This is a genomic window from Geobacillus thermopakistaniensis, assembly GCF_000498995.1.
GTDB classification, from domain to species: Bacteria; Bacillota; Bacilli; order Bacillales; family Anoxybacillaceae; genus Geobacillus; species Geobacillus thermoleovorans.
Window position 1 is genome coordinate 68,682 of sequence record NZ_AYSF01000067.1, and the last position, 19,113, is coordinate 87,794.

General features: G+C 53.4%; 19 protein-coding genes. 16 read left to right on the forward strand and 3 right to left on the reverse strand.

The window, feature by feature from the left end; all coding sequences use genetic code 11:
• Positions 1-13: 13 nt before the first annotated feature.
• From T260_RS125835 to T260_RS125795, 9 genes are all read left to right on the forward strand, one after another.
• Complete coding sequence (locus tag T260_RS125835) at positions 14-1,507, forward strand: sugar ABC transporter ATP-binding protein (protein WP_014196887.1); 1,494 nt, start codon at positions 14-16, stop codon at positions 1,505-1,507.
• A complete protein-coding gene (gene rbsC, locus T260_RS125830) occupies positions 1,504-2,448 on the forward strand; it encodes a ribose ABC transporter permease (protein ID WP_011232697.1) in 945 nt (314 codons plus the stop codon). The genes T260_RS125835 and rbsC overlap by 4 nt, the downstream gene beginning before the upstream one ends.
• Before the next feature lie 34 nt (positions 2,449-2,482).
• The gene (rbsB, locus tag T260_RS125825) at positions 2,483-3,418 is read left to right on the forward strand and encodes a ribose ABC transporter substrate-binding protein RbsB (RefSeq protein ID WP_023634290.1); all 936 of its coding nucleotides are present in this window, start codon (positions 2,483-2,485) and stop codon (positions 3,416-3,418) included.
• Positions 3,419-3,573: 155 nt separating this feature from the next.
• On the forward strand, positions 3,574-3,759 hold the full coding sequence (locus tag T260_RS125820; protein ID WP_014196885.1) for a hypothetical protein: 186 nt from the start codon (positions 3,574-3,576) through the stop codon (positions 3,757-3,759).
• A gap of 61 nt (positions 3,760-3,820) precedes the next feature.
• The gene (locus T260_RS125815) at positions 3,821-4,204 is read left to right on the forward strand and encodes a DUF1360 domain-containing protein (protein ID WP_020278781.1); all 384 of its coding nucleotides are present in this window, start codon (positions 3,821-3,823) and stop codon (positions 4,202-4,204) included.
• A 197-nt stretch (positions 4,205-4,401) separates the two neighbouring features.
• Positions 4,402-4,749 carry an ArsR/SmtB family transcription factor gene (locus tag T260_RS125810; RefSeq protein ID WP_013146521.1) on the forward strand — a complete coding sequence of 116 codons (348 nt, stop codon included), beginning with the start codon at positions 4,402-4,404 and terminating at the stop codon, positions 4,747-4,749.
• 24 nt (positions 4,750-4,773) lie between these two features.
• Positions 4,774-5,838, forward strand: a complete 1,065-nt coding sequence (arsB, locus tag T260_RS125805; RefSeq protein WP_023634291.1) for an ACR3 family arsenite efflux transporter — start codon at positions 4,774-4,776, stop codon at positions 5,836-5,838.
• 15 nt (positions 5,839-5,853) lie between these two features.
• Complete coding sequence (gene arsC, locus T260_RS125800) at positions 5,854-6,273, forward strand: arsenate reductase (thioredoxin) (protein WP_023634292.1); 420 nt, start codon at positions 5,854-5,856, stop codon at positions 6,271-6,273.
• A 228-nt stretch (positions 6,274-6,501) separates the two neighbouring features.
• The gene (locus tag T260_RS125795; protein WP_014196879.1) at positions 6,502-6,939 is read left to right on the forward strand and encodes a DUF4275 family protein; all 438 of its coding nucleotides are present in this window, start codon (positions 6,502-6,504) and stop codon (positions 6,937-6,939) included.
• A gap of 95 nt (positions 6,940-7,034) precedes the next feature.
• On the opposite strand, the gene T260_RS125790 is transcribed toward T260_RS125795, so the two are convergent.
• Both T260_RS125790 and gloA2 read right to left on the reverse strand, forming a co-directional pair.
• Positions 7,035-8,021 (reverse strand): Gfo/Idh/MocA family protein, encoded by a 987-nt coding sequence (locus tag T260_RS125790; RefSeq protein ID WP_020755923.1) that lies wholly within the window; start codon positions 8,019-8,021, stop codon positions 7,035-7,037.
• 98 nt (positions 8,022-8,119) lie between these two features.
• On the reverse strand, positions 8,120-8,506 hold the full coding sequence (gene gloA2, locus T260_RS125785; RefSeq protein ID WP_011232689.1) for an SMU1112c/YaeR family gloxylase I-like metalloprotein: 387 nt from the start codon (positions 8,504-8,506) through the stop codon (positions 8,120-8,122).
• Between the two features lie 516 nt (positions 8,507-9,022).
• Between gloA2 and T260_RS125780 the strand changes: the two genes are divergently transcribed.
• From T260_RS125780 to T260_RS125760, 5 genes are all read left to right on the forward strand, one after another.
• Positions 9,023-10,330, forward strand: a complete 1,308-nt coding sequence (locus T260_RS125780; protein WP_023634293.1) for a dihydrolipoamide acetyltransferase family protein — start codon at positions 9,023-9,025, stop codon at positions 10,328-10,330.
• Positions 10,331-10,430: 100 nt separating this feature from the next.
• Positions 10,431-11,510, forward strand: coding sequence for a pyruvate dehydrogenase (acetyl-transferring) E1 component subunit alpha (pdhA, locus tag T260_RS125775; RefSeq protein WP_023634294.1), 1,080 nt, complete (start codon positions 10,431-10,433; stop codon positions 11,508-11,510).
• Positions 11,511-12,488, forward strand: a complete 978-nt coding sequence (locus T260_RS125770; protein ID WP_023634295.1) for an alpha-ketoacid dehydrogenase subunit beta — start codon at positions 11,511-11,513, stop codon at positions 12,486-12,488.
• A gap of 109 nt (positions 12,489-12,597) precedes the next feature.
• Complete coding sequence (locus tag T260_RS125765; protein WP_023634296.1) at positions 12,598-13,965, forward strand: FAD-binding oxidoreductase; 1,368 nt, start codon at positions 12,598-12,600, stop codon at positions 13,963-13,965.
• Between the two features lie 381 nt (positions 13,966-14,346).
• Positions 14,347-15,783: a glycoside hydrolase family 1 protein gene (locus T260_RS125760; protein WP_023634297.1), complete on the forward strand. Its 1,437-nt coding sequence runs from the start codon at positions 14,347-14,349 to the stop codon at positions 15,781-15,783.
• Between the two features lie 5 nt (positions 15,784-15,788).
• Here T260_RS125760 and T260_RS125755 read toward each other — a convergent pair whose 3' ends face one another.
• Positions 15,789-16,544 (reverse strand): MurR/RpiR family transcriptional regulator, encoded by a 756-nt coding sequence (locus T260_RS125755; protein WP_023634298.1) that lies wholly within the window; start codon positions 16,542-16,544, stop codon positions 15,789-15,791.
• Between the two features lie 124 nt (positions 16,545-16,668).
• On the opposite strand from T260_RS125755, the gene T260_RS125750 reads away from it, so the two are divergent.
• Both T260_RS125750 and T260_RS125745 read left to right on the forward strand, forming a co-directional pair.
• Positions 16,669-18,012, forward strand: coding sequence for a 6-phospho-beta-glucosidase (locus tag T260_RS125750; protein ID WP_011232682.1), 1,344 nt, complete (start codon positions 16,669-16,671; stop codon positions 18,010-18,012).
• 213 nt (positions 18,013-18,225) lie between these two features.
• Positions 18,226-19,104: an Rpn family recombination-promoting nuclease/putative transposase gene (locus T260_RS125745; protein ID WP_023634299.1), complete on the forward strand. Its 879-nt coding sequence runs from the start codon at positions 18,226-18,228 to the stop codon at positions 19,102-19,104.
• Positions 19,105-19,113 lie beyond the last annotated feature (9 nt).

A 19,113-nucleotide genomic window follows, 5' to 3' on the forward strand; every position in this document is an offset into this window, starting at 1 on the left:
GAGGGCAGAAACGATGAGGCCCTTGATTGACATGCGGTCGATTCAAAAATCGTTTGGCGCCAATATCGTTCTGAATGGCGTTGATTTTGAAGTGCTTCCTGGAGAAGTGCATGCGTTGATGGGAGAGAACGGAGCGGGGAAATCGACGCTCATCAAGGTGTTGACCGGCATTTATGAGCGGGATGGGGGAACGATTGTTGTCAACGGGCGCGAAGTGCATTACCGTCATCCGAAAGAGGCGGAACGCGACGGGATTGTCGTGATTCATCAAGAGTTGAATGTCATTCCAACATTGACGGTGGCCGAAAACATTTTTCTTGGCCGCGAGCCGAAAATCGGGAGAACGGGTGTCATTCGTTATAAAGAAATGGAGCAACAGGCCGCTTCCTATTTGCGGAGATTAGGGATGGACCTTGACCCACGAGAACTCGCCGGTCGGTTGTCTGTCGGAAAACAGCAAATGATCGAAATTGCCAGGGCCATTTCGACGAATGCGAAGTGCCTTATTATGGATGAACCGACAGCGGCGCTGACGGAACGGGAAATTCAGGCTTTATTTTCTGTTATTCGCACCTTGAAACAGCAAGGCGTCGCGGTTGTTTACATTTCACATCGGATGGAAGAGATTTTTACCATTTGCGACCGGATTTCGGTTCTCCGCGATGGCCAGTTCATCGGAACGAAACGAGTAAAGGAAACGAACTTCGATGAAATTGTTCAAATGATGGTCGGCAGGCAAATTGGGGAACGTTTTCCAAAACGGCGCGTCACCATTGGAGAAGAACGGCTGCGCGTAGAGCGGCTCACGAAAAAAGGGTTGTTTGAGAATGTATCGTTTTCCGTGCGAGCCGGTGAAGTGCTTGGTGTGGCGGGACTGATGGGATCGGGGCGAACCGAGATCATGGAAGCGATTTTCGGAGCCAGACCATTCGATGAAGGAGACATCTATATCGACGGGCGTCCTGTGCGCATCCGTTCTCCGCGCCAGGCCGTCGAACATGGCATCGCCATGATTACCGAAGACCGAAAGCAAAAAGGGCTCATTCTCGAGATGAGCGTCCATGAGAATTTGACCTTGCCGAAGTTGGAACAATTAGCAACAGCGGGATTCATCCAGTCATCGAAAGAACGGGACGTGGTGTTGACATACATTCATCTGTTGAATATTAAAGCCTCTTCCCCAGATTTACCCGTGAAAGCATTGAGCGGCGGGAATCAACAAAAAGTCGTATTCGGCAAATGGCTGGCGATGAACCCGCGCATCCTCATTTTGGATGAACCGACTCGCGGCGTGGATGTTGGGGCAAAGAAAGAGATTTATGAAGTGATCAATGAATTGGCTGCCCAAGGCGCCGCGATCATTATGATCTCTTCTGAACTGCCGGAAGTATTGGGCATGAGCGACCGCGTCATGGTCGTCCATGAAGGGAAAGTGCAAGCGATCTTGGAAAACGACGGGTTGGATCAAGAAACCATCATGCGGGCGGCGACAGGGGGGAATCGATGATGGGAGCAAAGCGAAAATGGGATGTGAAAAAACTAGGGCCTTTGATCGGGCTGTTTCTGCTATGCATCGTGCTTTCCATATTGAGCGATGACTTTTTGACGATGGACAACTGGCTCAATCTCCTGCGGCAAGTATCGATTAACGCGCTCATCGCCTTTGGCATGACGTTTGTCATTTTAACGGGAGGCATTGATTTATCGGTCGGTTCGGTGTTGGCGTTATCAAGCACGATCACAGCAGGAATGATGGCGCAAGGGGTCAATGGATTTGTTGCGATATTCGTCGGCTTATTAGCAGGCGCGGCCATGGGCGTCTTGAACGGAGTCTTGGTCACCAAAGGAAAAGTGGCTCCTTTTATTGCCACGCTGGCGACCATGACGGCGTTTCGCGGCTTGACTCTCGTTTACACGGACGGTCGCCCGATTACAGGGTTTGCGTCTGATGACATCCTGTTTCAGATGATGGGGCGCGGTTATTTCTTCGGCATTCCCGTACCTATTATATTGATGCTCACGGTCTATATCGCTTTGTATGTAGTATTGAAAAAGACTACATTTGGCCGCCATACGTACGCGATTGGCGGGAACGAAGAAGCGAGCCGTCTATCGGGACTTCGCGTTGATCGACTCAAAATATATGTGTATGCCCTAACAGGGGCGTTATCTGCTTTGGCGGGGCTCATTTTAACTTCCCGTTTGAATTCCGCGCAGCCGACAGCGGGAACGGCGTACGAGTTGGATGCCATTGCGGCCGTTGTTTTAGGCGGCACCAGTTTGTCAGGAGGAAGAGGCTGGATTTTCGGCACGTTAGTCGGCGCCTTGATTATCGGTGTATTGAACAATGGATTGAACTTGCTCAATGTGTCGTCGTTTTACCAGCAAGTCATCAAAGGAGCGGTCATTCTTCTTGCGGTGCTGTTAGACCGCCGCAAAGAAGTATGATAGATGTTATCAAAAAATAAGGGGGAGTATGAAAATGCGAAAAGCAGTTGGTTTGTTAGCCACATTGTTGCTTGCAGGCGGCGTGTTGGGTGGATGTTCGCTCGACCAGAACAACGCATCGAGCGACAAAGGGAAAACGAAACAGGATGGGGAAGTGAAAATCGGTTTGTCCATTTCCACCTTGAACAACCCGTTCTTTGTCACATTAAAAGAAGGGGCTGAAAAAGCCGCCAAGGATGAAGGGGCAGAGCTGATTGTGGTTGATGCCCAAAATGATTCGGCGAAACAAATTAACGATATTGAAGACTTGATCCAGCAGAAGGTCGATGTGCTTTTGGTCAATCCGACGGACTCGAGCGCCGTGGCTTCTGCGATTGAATCCGCCAACAGCGCCAACATCCCGGTCATTACGGTCGACCGCAGCGCGGACGGCGGGGAAGTGGTCACCCATATCGCTTCTGACAATGTGGCTGGTGGGAAAATGGCGGCCCAATTTCTTGTCGATCACTTGAAAAACGGTGGAAACATTGTGGAATTGGAAGGGATTCCTGGTTCCTCGGCCGCTCGTGAACGTGGAGAAGGATTTCACCAAGTCATTGACAAAGCAGCCAATATGAAGGTCGTCGCCAAACAGGCGGCAGATTTTGACCGGGCGAAAGGACTGGCGGTCATGGAAAACATTTTGCAAAGCCATAAAGACATTCAAGCGGTTTTTGCGCATAATGATGAAATGGCCTTAGGAGCTTTAGAGGCGTTGCAAGCACATGGAATGAACAACGTCCTTGTGGTCGGATTCGATGCGACAGATGACGCAGTCAAAGCCGTGAAAGAAGGCAAAATGGCAGCCACGGTCGCACAAAAACCGGCATTAATTGGCGAAAAAGCTGTGGAAGCCGCCATTCGCGTTCACAAAGGGGAGAAAGTGGAAAAATTTATTCCGGTTCCGCTCGAATTGGTTCAAGGGCAATAACGCGTAATATTCTTTCGCGTGAACGAGATGTGCGCCGCAGAGGGAGCTCCCGTTGAGGCGACTGTTTGCACATCTCGTTTTTTTGTGGTGGTTTCAACGTTTGGAATCGTCAAGTGACATTTTAAGTTCGACAGGTTAAAGGACATTGCAGGCACATGAAAAAGGTCAAAATGCTGTTTGCCGAGTCACGCCAAACTTGGGGTGAAGAAGATAAGTTATACCAGAAAATGATTGTGCCCAAGAAGAAAAACAAAGAGGAGGGTTTCATGCGGACGTTTTGTGGCTGCGCAAAAAGGTGGACAGCTGGCTTTGTTCCTCCTGGTATTGTGGCGGTCATGTGATAATGAAACGACTTTTGGTCCATAATACAAGGGACGAAATGTAAAAAGAAAGGGACTCGCCATGCTTCGTGAACTCGACTGGATGACGTACATCATGATCATTTTGGCCAGCTATCGGTTCACCCACTTGATCGTCTTTGATAAGATCACGGAGTTTATTCGCAATCCGTTTATGAAAAAAGAGACAATCCAACACGAAGACGGGAGTACGGAAATCAAGAAAGTGCCGAAATCGAAATTCGGCTATTTGTTGAACTGTTACTGGTGCGCGGGCGTATGGAGCGCGATGTTTCTCGCGCTTGGGTATTTATTCATCCCGAAGATCGCCATGCCGTTGATTTTTGTCTTTTCCATCGCCGGGGCGCAGGCGATTCTCGAGACGTTTGTCGGGGTCGGGACGAAGGCGGTCGACCTTTTGTCAGCGGCGAAAAAGCGGATGGAGTGACATTGGCGGGCGTGCGGTGGAAACATGCGGCACGCTCGCTTTTCTTGCTTTTGTCGATACATCATGGTTGACTTATATAATTATTTAATTATATACTGATTGACGGAAACCATTTCATTGGTCGGCGTGGCCGTTTCATGATGGATGTTCGTTTTTATATAAGCAAATCATGATATGATGATGAATGGAGGGGTGATATGCCGCAACTCGCAATGGAGATAGGAGCAGCCGCTCGGGTGTTGAAGCTGCTCGGCGATCCGACGCGGCTGACGATTTTGGCGATTTTGAATCAGCGGGAGTGCTGTGTGTGCGAGCTGCTTGAGGTGTTTTCGACCAGCCAGCCGGCGATCAGCCAGCATCTTCGCAAGTTGAAAGACGCCGGGCTGATCCAAGAGGAGCGGAGGGGGCAATGGGTGTATTATTCGCTCCGGCCGCAAAGCGAATACTACTCCCTGCTGCAAGCGGTGTTGTCGTACGTTCCGGATCAAGAGGAAAACATTCGCAAAATCGAGACAGCGAATCCTGCAGCCCGCTGCGGGTGCTGACTTTAAACAACGAGGTGAAGAACGGTGGATTGTTGTGAACCGAAGCGGTTGTCGTTTTTAGACCGCTTTTTAACGGTATGGATTTTTCTCGCGATGGCGGTCGGGATCGGAGTCGGGATTTGGGCTCCTGGGCTGGTGGATGGCTTGAACCGTCTGCAAGTCGGTACGACCTCGATTCCGATTGCGATTGGCTTGATTTTGATGATGTATCCGCCGCTGGCGAAAGTGCGCTACGAGGAAATGGGGCGCGTGTTCAAAGATGTGAAGGTGCTCGTCTTGTCCCTCGTGCAAAACTGGGTGATCGGCCCGCTGCTGATGTTCATCTTGGCGATTGTCTTTTTGCCTGACAAGCCGGAGTATATGATCGGCTTGATTTTAATCGGGCTTGCCCGTTGCATCGCCATGGTCATCGTCTGGAACGATTTGGCGCGCGGCGACACCGAGTACGCAGCAGGACTTGTCGCCTTCAATTCACTGTTTCAAGTGCTGTTTTTCTCGTTGTATGCGTACGTGTTTGTGACGGTCATTCCTGGATGGATTGGGCTTGAGGGAGCCGTTGTCGAGATCACGATGGCGGAAGTGGCGAAATCGGTGTTTATTTACTTAGGCATCCCGTTTCTCGCTGGCATGGCGACAAGGTTTGTGCTTGTGAAAGCGAAAGGGCGGCAATGGTATGAAACAGTGTTTGTGCCGAAAATCAGCCCGCTGACGCTTGTTGCGCTTTTGTTTACGATCGTGGTGATGTTTTCGCTCAAAGGCGATATGATCGTCAGCTTGCCGCTCGATGTTGTGCGCATTGCGATTCCGTTGCTGCTATATTTTGTCATCATGTTTTTTGTGTCGTTCTTTTTGGCGAAAAAATTGGGGGCTGGCTATCCGGTATCGACGACGCTGGCGTTTACAGCGGGGAGCAATAACTTTGAGCTGGCGATTGCTGTGGCGGTTGGGGTGTTTGGCATTCATTCGGGCGCGGCGTTTGCGGCAGTTATCGGTCCGCTCATTGAAGTGCCGGTGATGCTGGCGCTTGTCAACGTAGCATTGGCGTTTCAGCGAAAGTATTTTTCTTCGGGCAATCCAACATCAACGTAAAGGTGGGAACCAGCGATGAAGAAAAAAGTCATATACTTTTTATGCACCGGCAACTCGTGCCGCAGCCAAATGGCGGAAGGCTGGGCCAAACAACTGTTAGGCGATGAATGGGATGTGTACAGCGCCGGGATTGAAGCGCACGGGCTCAATCCGAATGCGGTCAAGGTGATGAAAGAAGTCGGCATCGATATTTCGAAGCAAACGTCTGACGTCATCGACCCGAACATTTTAAACCGCGCTGATTTGGTCGTGACGCTGTGCGGCCATGCGGCCGACCATTGTCCGGTCACTCCGCCGCACGTGAAGCGCGTCCATTGGGGCTTTGACGATCCAGCGAAAGCGGAAGGGACAGAAGAGGAGAAGCTGGCGGTGTTCCGCCGCGTCCGCGATGAAATTGGCGCGCGCATCCGCCGGTTTGCCGAGACGGGTGAATAGGGACGGTGCAGCAAGGCGCAAAGAGCGGGGAAACTGTCTTGCATAGGGTGCGCAGCAGCTGCTCGTCGAAGTGCGGCCGGAAACGGGGAAGTGGCTGGGCGGACGAAAACCGCTCGGCGTGACAAAGATGGTGAGAAGCCATCTTGTCGATCCATCGAACGTTTTGACAGACGAAATGAGCACATCGATGAAGGCGGTGCCACGTCAGGTCACTGGGGGAGAAACGAAATGGAGTTATTTCATCAGTTAGCTCGCCGAAACATCAAAATCCGCAAACAGTCCGGTTTCGGAGCGCAATGGCGACAACAGTGGGAAAAGGTGTTTGCCGGCCATTTGACTGTGGAAGAAAAACAACACATCCACCTTCATAATCGGAATGGAGTCAACGGCTACTTATGGCATGTGTTCAGCTATGGGATGAGAGGCTGTTTCACAGGAGAAGAAGCGGAAATGGCGTTTGATCAAGAAGAGAAAACGTGCTGCTATCTTTTCTTTCAACATGGCGACGATGCGTTCACCGTGGAGGATGCGTCCGGATTGAAAGCCGCCGATCTGGCAGCGGAAAACGACAAAATCGATCTATATGTGGTGGACAGCGAGTTCAACTGGACGTTTGTCATGACGCATGAAAGCGGATGGCTTGGCCCGTATTTTAGCAGAAGGTAACAGCCATGGCTTATCGGCGGCCAAGGAAATCCAATGAGACAGAAAGAAAAAGAGTTCCAACCGAGCCCCAGGAAGACTAGGTTGGAACCTTTTTATTATCGCTCGTCGGCCGGGAACACGATGCCGGTTTGTTTTCGCGCTTCGTCCATGATTTCCATCGTCCAAAGCGAATGGCGGTGCGAGTTGACGGCCGATTCGCGTTCTCCGTTTTCGATCAAACGGATAAACTCTTGTGCTTCATAATACATCGGCGGCTTGTCCTGCGGCGCGGTGATGTCCTCGACGCGCCCGTCGCGGTAGCGGATTTCCGCTTTGGTTGGTGTGTGGATGGCGTCGATGATCATGTTTCCGTCTTCCCCTTGAATCTCCGAAGGCAAGTGCGAGTTCGTGATTTTCGAATAAAAGACGACCGCGTCCATGTCGCCGTAATCGAGCACGATCGAACCCTCGCCATCAACGCCGGATTCGAGCTTCACGCTTTGCGCCTTCACGCCACGGGGCTGGCCGAACAAAACGACCATCGGGTACAGGCAATAGACGCCAAGGTCCATCAACGCCCCGTTGGAGAAAGCTGGGTTGAAGGCGTTGAGCACCGTTCCTTGCTTATAGGCGTCATAGCGCGATGAGTATTGGCAATAGTTCGCCACGTAGCGGCGGATGCGGCCGAGTTTCGGCAAGTGCTCGCGGATGGACCGGAATGTGGGAAGCAGCGTCGCTTTCATCGCTTCCATCAATACGACGCCGTTTCGCTCCGCCGCTTCGATCATCGCTTTGACTTCTCTCGCATTGGAGGCGAGCGGTTTTTCGCATAAGACGTGCTTGCCGTGATTCATGAGCAAAATCGCCTGCTCGGCATGAAGTGCGTTCGGGCTGGCGATATAGACGGCATCAATGCCGTCGCTTTCGGCCAGCTTTTGCAAGTCCGTGAACGTCCGCGGCGCCCCGACTTTGTCGGCAAACTGCTTTGCGGTCTCCTCGGTTCGCGAGTAGACGGCGGCGAGTTCGAAGGAATCGACGAGGCGCGCGGCGTCAAGAAATGCTTCGGTGATCCAGTTTGTGCCGATGGTTGCGAATCGAATCATGTTGTTTGGCCTCCTTCATTTGTATCGACCCCATTGTACCACAAATCAACGGAGAGGCTTCGTTTTGTCATCGTCATGGAGCAAGCGTGCTTTTCTCTTTAGTTTTCATACAGCTCGATCGGCAGTTCATCTGGGTCTTGGAAGAAGGTGAATCGTTTGCCGGTCGCTTCATCAACGCGGACGGGTTCGGGATCGATGCCGTGTTGGCGCAAGTAGGCAATGGCTTCATCGAGGTTGTCCACCGCCAAAGCAAGATGGCGCAGTCCGCACGCTTCCGGGTAGCTTGGGCGCTTCGGCGGGTTTTCAAAGGAAAATAGCTCAAGCTGAATGCCGCCATCAGCCTCCAAATCGAGTTTGTACGAACGGCGCTCAGCGCGGTATTGCTCCCGGATGGGGCGAAATCCGAGAATTTCTGTATAAAATCGTTTTGATCGTTCATAGTCCGAGCAAATCAAAGCGATATGGTGAATCGTGGCAAGACGCATATTGCTTCCTCCTCTTATAAGACGAGTGATGTATTGCAAAATACCATTGAACTTATTCATTCTTCTTAGAGAAACCTCGTACAATTAACTTTTTTTGAACCATTTCCGCTCATTGGTACGAGACAGCCATGTTTCACGTCCTTCCATGTTTTTCGGAAAACTGCCTACCCATCACTGAAATCAGCAGCGGTTGAGCCCGTTCTCGGTGTTTCGGTCAAATCGAACCAAGAATTGTTATTTTGCGATAATAGAAGGGGTTGTCGATGCTTGTCGAAGCGGGCGAAAAATGTCTGCTCTCCTTATATTGACAGTTTGACAATCTATAGACTATCATAAATCTTGTAGGTTGGAAAATTTAAAATATTCATTTGATATTTTGGTAGAAAAAACGAATGGTCACCACGTTTTTTGTAAGCGCTTAACTTCTATGTTTCCTCATGATCGCCGCACCATGGATGCTGCACCATTGTGTTTGTTTCCCATCACAGCATGAGAACAAGGGGAAGGGGATATCACATGATCTACGAATTTAAATTGCCTGACATCGGCGAAGGGCTGCATGAAGCCGAAATCATCCGCTGGCTCGTCCGGGAAGGGGATGTGGTCAAGGCGGATCAGCCGATTGCCGAAATTCAAACCGATAAGGCGATGGTCGAAATGACGACGCCGGTCGCTGGCAAAGTCGTGGCGCTTGCCGGACCGGAAGGGGCGACGGTGAAGGTTGGAGAGCCGTTGATTGTCGTGGAAACCGAGGCGTCGGTCGCGGGGGAAGCCACGCCCATCGAAGATTCGGTTCGGGAGCCGGTGCCTGTTCTGCATGGAGAAACGCCTCGTCCTGCGCGCAAACGGGCGATTGCCGCGCCGTCTGTGCGCAAGCGGGCGCGGGAGATGGGTGTTCCGATCGATGAAGTGGAAGGAACGGGCGAAGGCGGTCGGGTGACGCTCGCCGATTTGGAGCGGTATGTCAGGGAGCGCGAGGCGGCCGCTTCGGTGGCGGAGGCGGCAAGAAGGGAAGCGAACGAAGCCGGCGTTCTGCCGACCGGCAGCGCGAGTGCGGCCGGAGGACGGCAGGAGAGTATAGCCTCATGGACATCCATCGCGAGTTTGGATGCGGTGTTTGAAGAAGAAGAGCGAATCCCGCTTCGAGGCTTGCGCAAAAAAATCGCCGAAAAAATGGTGAAATCGATGTACACGGCGCCGCATGTGACCGGCATGGACGAGGTGGACGTCACGAAGTTGGTGGAAATCCGCAAGCACCTTGCCAATCAATTGGCGGAAGAACGTATCAAACTGACGTATTTGCCGTTTATTATTAAAGCGGTGACAAGGGCGCTGAAGCAATATCCGATGTTTAACGCTTCGCTCGATGAAGAGACGAATGAAATCGTGCTGAAAAAGCGCTATCACATCGGCATCGCGACGGCGACGAAAGCCGGTCTCGTCGTCCCCGTCATCCGTGACGCCGATCAAAAATCGATCCGCGAGCTCGCCATCGAAATCGCGAAACTGTCAGAAAAAGCGCACCGCCAGGCGCTTCGCCTTGAGGAGCTGCAAGGAAGCACGTTTACGATCACGAGCACCGGGGCGGGCGGGGGCTGGTTTGCGACGCCGATCATCAACTATCCGGAAGTGGCGATTTTCGGGGCTCATGCGATCAAACGGCGCCCGGTTGTCGTCGGCGATGAAATCGTCATCCGCGATATGATGGGGATGTCGCTCACCTTTGACCACCGCGTCATTGACGGCGAGCCGGCCGGGCGGTTTATGCGGACGGTGGCGCACTATTTGGAAAATCCGGAAGTGTTGCTCTTGGACGTGCGGTAGGCGGCGCTCGGTTAGGAGGACATGTCTTCGTGCTGGAAGAGAGCGAGCGCCAAAGAGAAGCAGCTGGGCCGTGATGAAAAAATGATGAGGAGGGAAGCCCATGTTTGACCCGGACAAATTGCCGGTCGAGATCGTGCGAATTCTCGATGAAAACGGAAATGGCGATGAGGAGAAGTTAGCGGCGTTTTCCGATGAGTGGCTGCTTCGTGCCTACCGGGAAATGCGGCGGGCGCGCGTCATTGATGAGCGGCTTTTGCGCATGCAGCGGCAGGGGCGGATCGGGACCTACGCCCCGTTCAGCGGCCAAGAGGCGGCGCAAATCGGCAGCGCCCTTGCGCTTCATAAAGACGATTGGATTTTCCCGAGCTACCGCGAAGTGGCGGTATGCTTGATGCATGGCATGCCGCTTGAGCAGTTTTTCCATTACGTGCAGGGCCGCTTGTCAGGGAAACGGATGCCGGAGGGAGTGAACATTTTCCCGACGCAAATCATCATCGCTGCTCAGACGCTTCATGCGGTCGGCTGCGCGTGGGCGTCGAAATTGAAAGGCGAATCGCAAGTATCGGTTGCGTATTTTGGCGATGGCGCGACGTCAGAGGGCGATTTTCATGAAGCGATGAATTTTGCCGCGGTGTACAACGTGCCGGTCATCTTTTTCTGCCAAAACAACCAGTACGCCATTAGCGTCCCGTACCGGAAACAGACGGCCAGCCGGACGATCGCGCAAAAGGCGCTTGCGTACGGGATGAAAGGGGTGCTCGTTGACGGCAATGACGTGCTGGCGGTTTATGAAACGATGAAACAGGCGGTCGAAGCCGCCCGCCGCGGCGAGGGGCCGATGTTGATCGAGGCGCTCACCTATCGGCTCGGGCCGCACACGACGGCGGATGACCCGACGAAATACCGCCGGCCGGAAGAAGTCGAGACATGGCGGGCGAAAGATCCGCTCCGCCGTCTGCGCCTGCTTTTGGAACGGCGCGGATTATGGACGGAAGCGCAGGAAGACGCGCTTGTCGCCCAAGTGAATGATGAAGTGACCGCGGCGTACGAGGCGGCCATCGCCAGCAAGTCCGGTTCGATTGTCGATGCATTCGATTGTGTGTACAGCGAGGCGCCCAAATTGCTGGCCGAGCAAAAAGACGAAGTGATGCGGCGCAAACAACGGAGCGGGGTGAGATAAATGGCGGAATTGACGATGATTGAAGCGATCAATGAAGCGATGCGCCAAGAGATGGAGCGCGATCCGCGCATCATCGTGCTGGGCGAAGATGTCGGCGAAAACGGCGGCGTCTTCCGGGCGACGGACGGGCTGCTTGCGCAGTTTGGCGAGGGGCGCGTGTTTGATACGCCGCTTGCGGAATCGGGCATTATCGGCACGTCTATTGGACTGGCGATCAACGGCATGCGCCCGATTGCCGAAATTCAGTTTCTCGGGTTTGTGTACCAGGCGATGGACCAGCTGGCGGCCCAGGCGGCGCGCATCCGCTTCCGCTCGGCCGGACGGTTTTCGTGCCCGATCGTCGTGCGCAGCCCGTACGGCGGCGGGGTGCGGACGCCGGAATTGCACTCCGATGCGTTGGAGGCGCTGTTTACCCATTCGCCGGGCTTAAAAGTCGTCATGCCGTCCAATCCGTACGATGCGAAAGGGCTGCTCATTTCCGCCATTCGCGATGAAGACCCGGTTCTGTTTCTGGAGCCGATGAAGCTGTATCGGGCGTTTCGCATGGAAGTGCCCGAAGAGCCGTACACGATTCCGCTCGGCCAAGCACGGGTTGTGAAAGAAGGAGACGATGTGACGATCATTGCTTGGGGGGCGACCGTGCCGCTTGCCGCCAAAGTCGCCGCCGAGATGCAAGCGAAAGGAGTCAATGCGGAGGTCATCGACCTTCGCTGCCTGCAGCCGCTTGATATCGACACCATCATCACTTCGGTGGAAAAAACAGGACGGGTGATGATCGTCCATGAAGCGGTGAAAACAGGCGGGTTTGGCGCGGAAGTGGCGGCGTTGATCAGCGAGCGGGCGCTATTCGCCCTCTCGGCCCCGATCGTGCGCATCGCCGGCTACGACACGCCGTACCCGGTGCCGTCGGTCGAGGATGATTGGCTGCCGAACGCCGAACGCATCGTGGAAGGGATCGAAACGCTGCTGCGATACTAAACGAACCATGCCATCCGGGTCGATCGATCCACCATCAGAGTGCGTCAAGAGAAAAGGTGGCGCATCGATGGATGGCACCGCTTGATCCGATCGGGTGAGGAGGAGAACGATGAACGTATACGAATCACTGCTTGAATTGATCGGCGACCGCGAGCGGGTGAGCATCAATGAAACGGTGCTCGAACACCACAGCAAAGGCATCGCCTACCATGCGCCGCATAAGCCAGATGTCGTCGTGTTTCCGAAAACGGCGGAGGAAGTGGGCCGGGTGATGGCGTTTGCCAACGAGCATCGCATTCCGGTCACACCGTTTGGCGCCGGCACGAGCTTGGAAGGGCACGTCATTCCGGTCCAAGGCGGGATTAGCCTCGATTTGACGTTGATGAACCACATCATTGACATTCGTCCCGATGATTTTTTGGCGATCGTCGAGCCCGGGGTGACGCGGCTGCAGCTGAATGAGGCGCTGAAGCGATACGGGTTGTTTTTCCCGGTCGATCCGGGGGCGGACGCGACGATCGGCGGCATGGCGGCGACGAACGCGAGCGGCACGAACTGCGTGAAATACGGCGTCATGCGCGATCAAGTGCTCGGATTAGAGGTGGTGCTCGCTGACGGTTCGGTCATGCAAACGGGCAGCTTGGCGGTGAAATCGTCGGCCGGCTATGACTTGACCGGCTTGTTCGTTGGGTCGGAAGGGACGCTTGGCGTGTTCACCCGTCTTATTGTCCGCCTGCATGGCATTCCGGAGGCGACAACGGCCATCAAAGTGTGCTTTCCGTCGCTTGAGGCGGCAGCGCAAGCGGCGTTTGCCGTGCTGAAAGCGGGCGTCGGTCCGGGGAAAATCGAGCTCGTTGACGAGGCGACGATCGCGGCGGTCAATGCGTACAAAAAAACCGATTATCCAGTGAAACCGACGCTGTTTATTGAACTGAGCGGCAGCCCGTCAAGCGTCGAGGAAGGGACAAAGCTTGTCAACGAATTGTGCGAAGCGGAGGGGGCGGTTTCGTTTGTGGTCGAGACCGACTCGCTCGCCCGCGCGAAGCTGTGGGAAGCGCGCCACCATGCGGCGTTTGCCATTCAAGCCGCCTATCCAGGCAAGGCGATGCTCTCCACCGACGTGTGCGTGCCGCTGTCCGAACTGCCCGGCGCCATCGCCGATACGCGTCGGCTTGTTGATGAGCAGAACATGACCGCCGCGATTTTCGGCCATGTCGGCGATGGCAACTACCATACCGTGCTTGCCTTTGATCCGAATGACGCCGAGGAGATGGCGCGGATCGAACGCGTGCACGCCCATATCGTCCGCTATGCCTTATCGCGCGGCGGCACATGCACGGGAGAGCACGGCATCGGCATTGGCAAACGGACGTTTTTGCGCGAGGAAAAAGGCGACGCCGTCGTTTGGATGAAACGGTTGAAACAGCTGTTTGACCCGAACGGCATTCTCAATCCGGGGAAAATCTTTTTGCCGTAACGCTTCGTCCGTATGGCGGTTCAACGGATGAAGGTAATAGCGATTTTCTCCCAACGATCACTAGGGAAAGACCGTCCTGCATGTGGAAAAGGGTGCTCCGAACGAATGGAGCACCTTTTTCTTCTTGTGTTTCCTGACCAGGAATAAAGAGGGCCGTTTCTCGCATTTCATGAACCGCTCTCCCGGTTGTTTTTTGTATCCTGCGCGCCGGCTTGTCCTATTTTGTAACCGTTTGTTACTCCGAAGAAACAATTGTTTTTCGCGTTCGTGGCGTTACAAAAAGCCGCCGCGCCCTTTACTTTTTGCATTAAACGCGGTTTATTGGTGATAGATAAAACGATTCAATCGACGGGGTTTGCTTTGGGAAAGGAGACGATTTGAATGGAGCATCGCCATCTGAAACCGTTTCCGCCCGGGTTTTTATGGGGTGCGGCATCAGCTGCGTATCAAGTCGAAGGGGCGTGGAACGAAGATGGAAAAGGATTATCGGTATGGGATGTGTTTGCCAAACAGCCGGGCCGAACGTTTAAGGGGACCAACGGCGACGTCGCTGTCGATCATTATCATCGCTATAAAGAAGATGTAGCATTGATGGCGGAAATGGGGTTGAAAGCGTATCGGTTTTCGGTGTCATGGAGCCGCGTGTTTCCGGATGGAAACGGGGCCGTCAATGAAAAAGGGCTCGATTTTTACGACCGCTTGATTGAGGAGCTGCGAACCCATGGGATCGAGCCGATTGTGACGTTATACCATTGGGACGTGCCGCAAGCCTTGATGGATGCCTATGGGGCATGGGAATCGCGGCGCATCATCGATGATTTTGACCGGTATGCTGTGACATTGTTTCAACGGTTTGGCGACCGGGTCAAATATTGGGTGACACTCAATGAACAAAACATTTTCATTTCTTTGGGCTACCGGCTTGGCTTGCATCCGCCGGGCGTAAAAGACATGAAACGTATGTATGAGGCAAACCATATCGCCAATTTGGCGAATGCGAAGGTGATTCAATCGTTCCGTCATTACGTGCCTGACGGAAAAATCGGGCCGAGCTTTGCCTACTCGCCAATGTATCCGTACGACAGCCGTCCGGAAAATGTGCTCGCTTTTGAAAACGCGGAAGAATTCCAAAACCATTGGTGGATGGATGTGTATGCGTGGGGAATGTACCCACAGGCGGCTTGGAACTATCTTGAATCGCAAGGGCTCGAGCCGACGGTGGCGCCGGGCGATTGGGAGCTGCTCCAAGAGGCGAAGCCGGACTTTATGGGAGTCAACTATTACCAAACGACGACCGTTGAGCATAATCCGCCAGATGGCGTCGGCGAAGGCGTGATGAATACGACGGGAAAAAAAGGAACATCCACTTCGAGCGGCATTCCAGGACTGTTTAAAACCGTGCGCAATCCGTATGTCGATACGACGAACTGGGATTGGGCGATTGACCTGGTTGGCTTGCGGATTGGCCTCCGCCGCATTGCCAATCGTTACCGGCTGCCGATTTTGATTACAGAAAACGGCTTAGGTGAGTTCGATACGCTGGAACCAGACGATATCGTGAATGATGATTATCGAATTGACTACTTGCGCCGCCATATTCAAGAAATTCAACGCGCCATCACGGATGGGGTTGATGTGCTCGGTTACTGTGTTTGGTCGTTCACCGATTTGCTCAGCTGGCTGAACGGCTACCAAAAGCGGTACGGATTTGTGTACGTCAACCGTGACGATGAATCGGAAAAAGATTTGCGCCGCATCAAAAAGAAAAGCTTTTATTGGTATCAGCGTGTGATTGCGACGAACGGTGCCGAGCTGTAGCTTTGTCACCGCCCGCTCGGCCCGCGGTCAGTCTGCGTCGGCAGCAACCGGTACATTTCCTTCGCGAGCCGCTCAAGCAAATAAACGACCGGCAGTTGTGTTGTCACATCCGTCTGTCCCATCCGCTCGGCGGTGGCATAATACGTCAAGTTGTAGTCCGAGATGTTCGCGAGTGTGCAATGTTTCCGGTTGGTGATGCTGATGATCGTGCTGCCGTTTTCCTTGAACCGGTGCACTTGGGCGAGCGTATATGACGTCTCTCCAGACACCGACAAGGCGATCACGGCGCAGTTGTGGAAATAATGGCCGTAAATCGGAAAAAACGGGTCCTTGATGTAGACGGAAAACTTTTGAAAGGCAGAAAAATAGCGCGATCCGTATTCAGCCAAAATGCCGGAGCTGCCGGAGCCGACAAAAATCACGTGATCCGCCAGGGCGATCGCGGCTGCCGCATCCAGAATGGTCCGCTCGTAATCGGCGGTCAGCGTCCGTTCGAAAAATTCCTTAAGCGCCTCTTGACTGCTGATGATCGCGGTTCGCTTTGTCTCGCGCAAATACAGCTTCCATTTCGTTTTAAATTCACTGAACCCTTCGCATCCGACCTTTTTGCAAAAGCGGAGCACGGTCGGCGGCGAGACATGGACGGCCTCGGCGAGCTCGCGAATGCGCATGTACGCGACTTCATGAGGATGTTTCATCACATAGTCGTAAATGGCGTAGTCGAGCTCGGAGAACTGGGCGATTTGTTCAGGAGTGAACATCGGGACACCTCGCTTTCATGGGACGGAACGTGCGATAGCTGGGAAAGGATGGCGCTTCCAAGCCCACTGGTTGATTCCTACATTGATTATACCATGCCCAACAGGGCGAAAGGGGAAGAGGAGTATGGATAAACGATTGAAAATGGCGACGATCGGCGGCGGGTCGAGCTACACGCCGGAATTGGTCGAAGGGTTGATCAAGCGTTATCATGAATTGCCGGTCGGGGAATTGTGGCTTGTCGATATTCCGGAAGGCAAAGAAAAACTCGAAATCGTTGGCGCACTGGCCAAACGGATGGTCGAAAAAGCCGGTGTGCCCATTGAGATTCATTTGACACTAGACCGCCGCCGGGCCTTGGAAGGAGCAGACTTTGTTACGACGCAATTTCGTGTCGGCGGCCTAGAGGCACGGGCGAAAGACGAGCGCATCCCGCTCAAATACGGGGTGATCGGCCAGGAGACAAACGGCCCGGGCGGATTGTTTAAGGGATTGCGGACGATTCCGGTCATTTTGGACATCATTCGCGATATGGAAGAGCTTTGCCCTGATGCATGGCTGATCAACTTCACGAACCCGGCTGGGATGGTGACAGAAGCCGTCTTGCGCTATACGAAGCAGGAGAAAGTCGTCGGGTTGTGCAACGTGCCGATCGGCATGCGCATGGGCGTCGCCAAGCTGCTTGGCGTTGATGCCGACCGCGTGCACATTGATTTTGCCGGCTTGAACCATATGGTGTTTGGCTTGCACGTCTATCTGGACGGCGTCGAGGTGACCGAAAAGGTGATTGATCTCGTCGCCCATCCAGACCGCTCCGGTGTGACGATGAAAAACATCGTTGACCTTGGCTGGGAGCCGGATTTCTTAAAAGGGTTGAAGGTGCTGCCTTGCCCGTACCACCGGTATTACTACCAAACAGACAAAATGCTCGCCGAGGAGCTGGAGGCGGCGAAAACGAAAGGGACGCGCGCCGAGGTTGTGCAGCAGCTCGAAAAAGAGCTGTTCGAGCTGTACAAAGACCCGAACTTGGCCATCAAGCCGCCGCAGCTCGAACAGCGTGGTGGGGCGTACTACAGCGACGCCGCGTGCAGCTTGATCAGCTCCATTTACAACGACAAGCGCGACATTCAGCCGGTCAACACGAGAAACAACGGCGCCATTGCGAGCATCCCTCCGGAATCGGCGGTGGAGGTAAACTGCGTCATCACGAAAGATGGACCGAAACCGATCGCCGTCGGCGATTTGCCGGTCGCGGTGCGTGGGCTCGTCCAGCAAATCAAGTCGTTCGAGCGCGTCGCTGCCGAGGCCGCGGTCACCGGCGACTACCAAACCGCGCTCGTCGCCATGACGATCAACCCGCTTGTCCCGTCTGACACCATCGCCAAACAAATGTTGGACGAAATGCTTGAAGCGCATAAAGAACATTTGCCGCAGTTTTTTAAACAGGCCAAAACAGTAGCTGGAAACTAAATCGTTTGGAAAAGCGATTGACAAAACCGCCTGTCGCCGGGGCGGCTTTGTCATTTCATCGTGAAAAGCCGCACAACACAAGGACTTTCTTCCCATTCACATTCCCCTTATTTTAGACAAAATCAATGCTTTTCACCAGCCTTTTCGGCAGGATTTTGCCCAAGGCGCGGCGAAGAAAATAAAGAAAGTTCAAATATCACAAGGAGGGAGACCGTGTCCGAAACGCGAATCGATCACGACCGGTTGTTTAAGGAGTTGCTGTCGACGTTTTTTGAAGAGTTTTTGCTTCTGTTTTTTCCGCACGTGTATGAACAAGTCGACTTCCGCCACGTCTCCTTTTTGTCCGAAGAGGTGTTTACGGATGTGGCGGCCGGCGAAAAGCACCGTGTGGATCTATTGGTGGAAACAAAATTGAAAGGGGGAGATGGGCTGATCATCGTCCATATCGAACACCAAAGTTACACGCAGCCGACGTTTCCCGAGCGCATGTTCATTTATGTCAGCCGTTTGTTTCAAAAATACCGCCGTCGCATTCTTCCCATTGCCATCTTCAGCTATGACGAACACCGCGATGAACCGTCCTCGTTCACCATCAAGTTTCCGTTCCTAACCGTTGTCGATTTCCGCTTTCTTACTGTTGAACTGCGCAAACAGCCATGGCGTGAGTACATTCGCCGCGACAACCCGGTCGCGGCCGCCTTGTTAAGCAAAATGGGGTATAATGAAAGTGAGAGAGTGGCAGTGAAAAGAGAATTTTTGCGCATGCTCGTCCGCTTGGAGCTTGACGAAGCGAAACAGCGGCTGTTGTTTGGATTTTTCGAGACGTATTTGACGCTGTCCGAACAAGAGGAAATCCAATTGCGAAACGAGGTGAACCAAATGGGAACGAAGGAAGCGAAAAAAGTGACGGATCTCATCGTGTCGTATGAGCAACGGGGGATGGAAAAGGGAATCGAAAAAGGAATCGAAAAAGGAATCGAAAAAGGCAAGATGGACATCGCGAAACGGATGCTAGGGAAAGGATATGATGTGCCAACGATTTGTGAATTGACTGGACTGTCGGTTGAGGCAGTGGAAAAGTTGAAAGGATAAACGAGTGGA

Bases quoted from the DNA above. Each gene is read 5' to 3' on its own strand.
- T260_RS125835 (WP_014196887.1), top strand. From the start codon at position 14: ATGAGGCCCTTGATTGACATGCGGTCGATTCAAAAATCGTTTGGCGCC.
- rbsC (WP_011232697.1), top strand. From the start codon at position 1,504: ATGATGGGAGCAAAGCGAAAATGGGATGTGAAAAAACTAGGGCCTTTG.
- rbsB (WP_023634290.1), top strand. From the start codon at position 2,483: ATGCGAAAAGCAGTTGGTTTGTTAGCCACATTGTTGCTTGCAGGCGGC.
- T260_RS125820 (WP_014196885.1), top strand. From the start codon at position 3,574: ATGAAAAAGGTCAAAATGCTGTTTGCCGAGTCACGCCAAACTTGGGGT.
- T260_RS125815 (WP_020278781.1), top strand. From the start codon at position 3,821: ATGCTTCGTGAACTCGACTGGATGACGTACATCATGATCATTTTGGCC.
- T260_RS125810 (WP_013146521.1), top strand. From the start codon at position 4,402: ATGCCGCAACTCGCAATGGAGATAGGAGCAGCCGCTCGGGTGTTGAAG.
- arsC (WP_023634292.1), top strand. From the start codon at position 5,854: ATGAAGAAAAAAGTCATATACTTTTTATGCACCGGCAACTCGTGCCGC.
- T260_RS125795 (WP_014196879.1), top strand. From the start codon at position 6,502: ATGGAGTTATTTCATCAGTTAGCTCGCCGAAACATCAAAATCCGCAAA.
- T260_RS125790 (WP_020755923.1), bottom strand. From the start codon at position 8,021: ATGATTCGATTCGCAACCATCGGCACAAACTGGATCACCGAAGCATTT.
- gloA2 (WP_011232689.1), bottom strand. From the start codon at position 8,506: ATGCGTCTTGCCACGATTCACCATATCGCTTTGATTTGCTCGGACTAT.
- T260_RS125780 (WP_023634293.1), top strand. From the start codon at position 9,023: ATGATCTACGAATTTAAATTGCCTGACATCGGCGAAGGGCTGCATGAA.
- pdhA (WP_023634294.1), top strand. From the start codon at position 10,431: ATGTTTGACCCGGACAAATTGCCGGTCGAGATCGTGCGAATTCTCGAT.
- T260_RS125770 (WP_023634295.1), top strand. From the start codon at position 11,511: ATGGCGGAATTGACGATGATTGAAGCGATCAATGAAGCGATGCGCCAA.
- T260_RS125765 (WP_023634296.1), top strand. From the start codon at position 12,598: ATGAACGTATACGAATCACTGCTTGAATTGATCGGCGACCGCGAGCGG.
- T260_RS125760 (WP_023634297.1), top strand. From the start codon at position 14,347: ATGGAGCATCGCCATCTGAAACCGTTTCCGCCCGGGTTTTTATGGGGT.
- T260_RS125755 (WP_023634298.1), bottom strand. From the start codon at position 16,544: ATGTTCACTCCTGAACAAATCGCCCAGTTCTCCGAGCTCGACTACGCC.
- T260_RS125750 (WP_011232682.1), top strand. From the start codon at position 16,669: ATGGATAAACGATTGAAAATGGCGACGATCGGCGGCGGGTCGAGCTAC.